This window comes from uncultured Oscillibacter sp., from assembly GCF_910579365.1.
Lineage (GTDB): Bacteria > Bacillota > Clostridia > Oscillospirales > Oscillospiraceae > Oscillibacter.
The window spans coordinates 1-4,603 of the sequence record NZ_CAJTUX010000122.1; the positions used below are offsets into that span (position 1 = coordinate 1).

The 4,603-nt window shown below is 52.7% G+C and carries 11 protein-coding genes; 2 read left to right on the forward strand and 9 right to left on the reverse strand.

Features of this window, described 5'->3' with window-relative positions:
- The coding region (locus tag QZ329_RS15020) for a hypothetical protein (protein WP_295753813.1) at positions 1-181 on the forward strand (181 nt) is incomplete at its 5' end.
- A gap of 104 nt (positions 182-285) precedes the next feature.
- Here QZ329_RS15020 and QZ329_RS15025 read toward each other — a convergent pair.
- The 9 genes from QZ329_RS15025 to QZ329_RS15065 all read right to left on the reverse strand — a co-directional run bounded on the left by QZ329_RS15025 (position 286) and on the right by QZ329_RS15065 (position 4,061).
- On the reverse strand, positions 286-474 hold the full coding sequence (locus QZ329_RS15025; protein ID WP_295753815.1) for a protein CrcB-like protein: 189 nt from the start codon (positions 472-474) through the stop codon (positions 286-288).
- Positions 475-491: 17 nt separating this feature from the next.
- Positions 492-656, reverse strand: coding sequence for a hypothetical protein (locus QZ329_RS15030; protein ID WP_295753817.1), 165 nt, complete (start codon positions 654-656; stop codon positions 492-494).
- A gap of 43 nt (positions 657-699) precedes the next feature.
- Positions 700-1,074, reverse strand: a complete 375-nt coding sequence (locus QZ329_RS15035) for a hypothetical protein (RefSeq protein ID WP_295753819.1) — start codon at positions 1,072-1,074, stop codon at positions 700-702.
- Positions 1,075-1,113: 39 nt separating this feature from the next.
- Complete coding sequence (locus QZ329_RS15040; RefSeq protein WP_295753821.1) at positions 1,114-1,431, reverse strand: hypothetical protein; 318 nt, start codon at positions 1,429-1,431, stop codon at positions 1,114-1,116.
- A gap of 15 nt (positions 1,432-1,446) precedes the next feature.
- Entirely contained in the window at positions 1,447-1,782 is a 336-nt protein-coding gene (locus tag QZ329_RS15045; protein WP_295753823.1) for a hypothetical protein, read from the reverse strand.
- A gap of 252 nt (positions 1,783-2,034) precedes the next feature.
- The gene (locus QZ329_RS15050; protein ID WP_295753825.1) at positions 2,035-2,472 is read right to left on the reverse strand and encodes a hypothetical protein; all 438 of its coding nucleotides are present in this window, start codon (positions 2,470-2,472) and stop codon (positions 2,035-2,037) included.
- Between the two features lie 43 nt (positions 2,473-2,515).
- Complete coding sequence (locus QZ329_RS15055; protein WP_295753827.1) at positions 2,516-2,800, reverse strand: hypothetical protein; 285 nt, start codon at positions 2,798-2,800, stop codon at positions 2,516-2,518.
- Complete coding sequence (locus tag QZ329_RS15060; RefSeq protein WP_295753829.1) at positions 2,769-3,344, reverse strand: hypothetical protein; 576 nt, start codon at positions 3,342-3,344, stop codon at positions 2,769-2,771. Before QZ329_RS15060 ends, QZ329_RS15055 begins: the two co-directional genes overlap by 32 nt.
- 18 nt (positions 3,345-3,362) lie before the next feature.
- A complete protein-coding gene (locus tag QZ329_RS15065) occupies positions 3,363-4,061 on the reverse strand; it encodes a hypothetical protein (protein WP_295753830.1) in 699 nt (232 codons plus the stop codon).
- 336 nt (positions 4,062-4,397) lie between these two features.
- On the opposite strand from QZ329_RS15065, the gene QZ329_RS15070 reads away from it, so the two are divergent.
- Positions 4,398-4,603: helix-turn-helix transcriptional regulator (locus QZ329_RS15070; RefSeq protein ID WP_295753831.1), on the forward strand; the 206-nt coding region annotated here is incomplete at its 3' end.

A 4,603-nucleotide genomic window follows, 5' to 3' on the forward strand; every position in this document is an offset into this window, starting at 1 on the left:
GGTAGCCTTGCCGGGCGGCTTCATCCATGCTTTTCAGAGTCCCGATGCCGCTGATATCCATGCCGCGGGCCACACTCTTGCCAGCGGAGCGCACCGCCGCGCTGGGGTCACAGCGGAAGCCCGCCTGGGGCGCGCCGGTGGTGATCTAGTTTGTGATATTGGGGACGTTTCCAAAACTTGAGATATTCATAGCGGTTCCTCCCAAAGAAGATTTATAGGGATTGCAGAATTGCCTGCATTTATTTTTCATCAGGCCGATAAACTGGATTTTTCAGATTTGGATGTTTACGCTAAGATACTTACAGCAATAGCAAACGTACAAATTAAAAATACTCCCACGCCAAATACGACTATCACTTTTTTAACCTTTTTATCTCCTTTAACAGTCGTATCTATCCTATCAGCAAATAAAGTACACACAATAGCTGCTATCATTAGCGGCACAGAAATTAATAACACAGAAATTTTTTCCATACTTTTTCCCCCAACAACTATTTTTCTCTGTCCTTCGGATGCCGGACCGCCCACAGGATGAACGCTCCCATGATCGCAACGCCCAGCAGCGTCCCTACACCGCGCATATTCCAGCTGATGCCGATGGTCGCTTCTGCCAGAACGCCCACCGCAAGGGTGATAATAGCCGCAACAATTTCCAATTTCGATTCCTCCTATTTTTCCATCAGGTCGATAAACTGGAACTTATTCTCCTAATAAGGTTCCGTTCTTGAACCTTTCCGAATAATCCAAAAGCTCTTCTTTATCAAGCATAGGCTCGGAGCTTACCCCTTCAAAAATAATTTTATCATCTCGATAGGTGAACTGAAAAAGAATATCAGGTTCTTCCTCAAACTCTACAGATATTATCCATTCGTTATAAGTAAGAATGCGATTCAGATAAGAGTGTTTTACTTTGATTTCACTAACATCCTGTGCGGTGTAACCTCTATATTCGAGTTCGGCATAAGTGTACGTTTTAATGAATTCCTGCATTACAAAGACATTCAGGCTAAGCGCAAAAACAATTATCACTAAAACAACGGCGCTTATGATGAGTGCCGTTTTCTTCTTCGCCATTATTTCACCCCCGTATAAAAATGAAATTTACCATGCCAATTATTGCAAGAGTTTTGAACCAATAACACGAAAGGAAAAGGGACGATTTTTCTTTCCGTTCGACTGGAGCACACCAGTAGAGGTATAGTCCTGTCTCTCAATGTTCTCGGATGTACCCTCGATTACAGAAAAGCCTGCTTGCTGCAAGGACTTCATATAATCTGCATAGTCCGTTTCGCTCATATCTGTCAAATTGACAGCGAGGCTCTGATGCTCCTCGTCAAATGCGGCCCAGCTGCCGGCGCCAAGGATTTGTGAGATGGTTTCCGCAAACTCTCCGGCCAGATCAAAGGTATCACCGCCTCCCGTTTCCGCCACAGAAGACGAGACAGTCTATGAATCAGTAAGCTGGTCTCCTATAGTTAATCTGCAAACAACGACTTTCTCTCGGTTATTGTAACTGACGCCAAGGGTTGTCTTTCCGTCTATCTCCCATATATCCGAATTTGTGTTGGTAAAAGCAGGCTCTTCCCAAACGGTCCTCAGCTGGGTTCTGTGGTATCCAGCCAACAATTCGTTTACGTCCGCCTCTTCCATCTCTGCTATCGAAGAAAGAGCGGGGAGATTATCATTGCTTTTCTGATTGTGATAGCCATAGAGCCATATTAGAATGCCAAGCGCTACCACGGCCAAAATGCACACTACAGCCGATGATTTTTTCTTCAACACGCTTACTCCCCTTCACACTATGCCTGCCGTCCAAAATACCGTAGTCTATGCGTTGATAAAAACGAGTTACTTCTTCGACTCACTTCTAAAGCACAAAACAAGTCCAGTGATACTTGCCGCGACAGACATCACAAAAATCATGACTCTTCCAAAATCTCCGCCGAGTATCGGAAGCCAAGGGTCAGTGATGGTGAAGACTGCAAGCTGTATTCCAATTAAGATCAAGGCAATTCCTCGTACCTCTGGCGTTCGTTATACCTGCATATCCACGCCCTGCTGATAGACTTCCAAAATGCTGGTGTCAAAGGGCTTGCCCCAATTCCAGCCAGGAACGCGCTGGTGGACGTACTCGCCCAGCCGGGTGGCCTCGCTGTGGAAGATCTCATTCAGCGTCCAGGACGCGCTGAGCCGCTGTTCCGGCGCCAGGGACATCGTATAATCCCGGATGGCCTTGCTGATGTCCTCACCGTCGCTGACTCCATAGCCTTTTTTCATGTGGTCCAACGCAATCTGCTTGATCTGCCGCACCACGCCTTCATCCACAGGGACCATTTTCCGGTAGTCTCCGGCGTCGTTCAGGCTCATGCCGGGTGTACCGTAGGGGTTGACATGGGGCTTCCCCTGCTGCCGCTGGTTCAGTTCTCCGATTCGCTGCTGCTGTTGATTTTTCACCAGTTTCGTAATCGTCATGACAAACCCCTCCTATTAAAAATTGTTCATCGGCTTATACGGCTCAGTCCCAAGTCAGCTTCGGCCACTCCACCCCCTGCGCGTTCGGAGAAAGCCCATCTTGTTCAACCGTCCATTCCTCCAAGAAAAACTCATATCCAACGCCGGACTCGTCCCGGCAGAAGAAGGTCCAGGTCAGCACATCCCCCTTTTGGCATTCCGTCGTGAGTTCTCCAATGCCAAAATAGTCGCCCTGCGCCCGCTCCGGGCTCGCGGCCGGCTCCGCCGAGAGTTTCCCATCAGCATAATTGCTCTCCTCATCTCCCGGATTTGCGGCCAGCTCCGCCACAAGCTTCCCATTGCGCAGGAGGCGGAATGTGTTGTCCGTCGGTCTTGGGGACCTTCTCGAAATAACCGTACACGCCGGTATGGAAATTTGAAATCGTAAACACCCCGCCGCCGTCTTTGCTTTGCTCATACTCCGGTCCGCTGATACCGTAAGAGTCGCATTGGACCGGCAGCAGCATGGCAGTATCTCTCAGCTCCCCCAGGCTCTCCTGACGCCGGGTCTCGCCGTTTTGGATGGCGGCGTCCAGGCTGACGATCCTGGAGCCGTTTAAGGGAATCTCCACCTTCCCGGTAAAGCTCCCTGTGCCGTCGTAAACCATCGGCAGGCTGCCCTTGCTGTTCGGGCTACCCATAGAGGTCCAAAGCAGTTCCAGAGCGGTGTCCTCCCTCCACTCCTTCAGCTTGACGGTCACTTCCACGTCCAAGCCCCGCCTTTCCCGGTTCAGCGCAGGCGTGTAGCTCCAATCCAGGACCAGATTATCCGCACTTTCCAAATCAGAGCGCAGGGAAGCGACCTGCGCTTCCAAGCTGCTCACATTGTCCATAATACTGTTCTGGGCGTTCTATACGTCCTGTTCCAAATCGGAAATCCGACGACGCTGCCCAAAGCTCAATATCAGCAGGACCACACAGAGCGCCAGTGTCAGGCCCCGCGTCCAGTCTTGTTTCCTTTCCATTTTTCTCACTCCTGTCTCCATGATCTCATCGCGAATGGATGATGCCGCAGCAATAGGCCCGGCGGACGATCCGCCCATCGTCCCTACGACAGCCGTGATTTGGGTAATCGTCCTTTCCAACAGACGCCTCATACAGCTCCAGCACCTGATTGAACTCCGGCTTTTCAGCTCGTAGGGCAAATCAAAGCTCCGGGTGGGCAGGTTCCCCGCCGCCACGTCGCCGCTGAGGACCCGGGAATACAGCAGGTCAAACAGCGCCTCCTGTTCCCGGGTCAGAGCGTCGTAGCCCTCCACCTCATCGCAGATGAACACCGCCAAATCTCCGTACAGCCAGCACCCCGCCGGCGTGGGAAGCGCCATCTCCTCCCCGCCCGTGCGCAGGACCCCGGCCATGTCGGTGATGGACAGGATGGTCCCCGTCTCCGGCAGGTACTCCAACGGCTGCATCAGCTGCTTCTCCGCAATCAGCGTCACGGCGCACTGGAGGTCCCCCTCCGTGGCGGAACGGTAGTACACGTACCGCTCGTCCGGTATCTGCTTGGCCCCGTCCCGCACGGGCCGGTCCACCAGCAGCAATGGTCCCACGTAGAGGGCGAGGGTCCCGGCCCGGACAGCTCCAGGTCCCGTCCGGTCCTCTCGATCTTCCCAGTCAGGCGGATTCCCAGGACCCCGAAGCCAAACACCAGCACCCCCAGGCCGCACAGGGCGGCGTGGGCGATCCACGGCGTTTTGGGCGGCTCCCGGCGCTCTTCCTCCAGCTGCCGGAGATAGGTCGATCCGCACCGGATAGGACTGTATCTCGTTCCTCCTGTCGTTTGGTGCTTGGTTCTGCGCTCCTCTTGTATGGGCATTATTGCCTATAACAGTTTTCTCTCATTATAGGCAATAATGAAGATAATTGCAAGAGGGAGGTGGAGAAACATGATTTCCTACGCGCCGCTGTGGGCTACCATGAAAGAAAAGCACGCCACCACCTACACGCTCCAGTTCAAGGGCGAGATCAGCAGCTCCACCATCCGGCGGCTGAAGGCAAGGGAATCCGTGTCCACCAACACGCTGAACGCCCTGTGCCGGATTCTCCGGTGCAATCTTCCCGATATTGTGGAATACATCGACGACGAACAGGG

What these genes read in the sequence shown, in the direction of transcription:
- QZ329_RS15035 (WP_295753819.1), bottom strand. Translation starts at nt 1,074, where the DNA reads ATGGCGAAGAAGAAAACGGCACTCATCATAAGCGCCGTTGTTTTAGTG.
- QZ329_RS15050 (WP_295753825.1), bottom strand. Translation starts at nt 2,472, where the DNA reads ATGACGATTACGAAACTGGTGAAAAATCAACAGCAGCAGCGAATCGGA.
- QZ329_RS15060 (WP_295753829.1), bottom strand. Translation starts at nt 3,344, where the DNA reads ATGGACAATGTGAGCAGCTTGGAAGCGCAGGTCGCTTCCCTGCGCTCT.
- QZ329_RS15025 (WP_295753815.1), bottom strand. Translation starts at nt 474, where the DNA reads ATGGAAAAAATTTCTGTGTTATTAATTTCTGTGCCGCTAATGATAGCA.